The organism is Micromonospora sp. LOL_024, assembly GCF_048060415.1.
In the GTDB taxonomy this organism is placed as follows: domain Bacteria; phylum Actinomycetota; class Actinomycetes; order Mycobacteriales; family Micromonosporaceae; genus Micromonospora.
The window spans coordinates 1-378 of sequence record NZ_JBHMIS010000208.1 but is presented as its reverse complement, the minus strand read 5'-3'; the positions used below and the strand labels follow the sequence as shown (position 1 = coordinate 378).

Sequence of the window (378 nt, the reverse complement as noted above, 5' to 3'; positions counted from 1 at the left end):
TGGAGATCATTCGGGGTGTGGAGGACGTGGCGCACGCCTCGGGGGTGGGCACCGTGGTCTCAGCCATCCACCGCCAGATCACGCCGGCCGAGCAGTGGCTCGACGGCATGCGTCGGCGCGGCACAGAGGGTGTCATCTTCGTGACCTCGATGGTGGAGCCGCCCCTGCAGGCCGAGCTGCGGCGGATGAACATCCCGGTGGTGATCGTCGACGCGGACGGTCTACCGGCCCAGGACGCGCCGACGATCGGGGCGACCAACTGGGCGGGAGGTCTGCGGGCGACGGAGTACCTGATCGGTCTGGGACATCGGCGGATCGGGTTCATCGCCGGGCCGCCGCAGTTGATGTGCAGCCGGGCGCGGATGGACGGCTACCGGG

1 pseudogene is annotated in these 378 nt (G+C 70.1%); it reads left to right on the top strand.

Going from position 1 to position 378, the window contains the following annotated elements:
- Positions 1–378: pseudogene (locus tag ACFHWY_RS28910) on the top strand (LacI family transcriptional regulator); the annotation flags it as partial.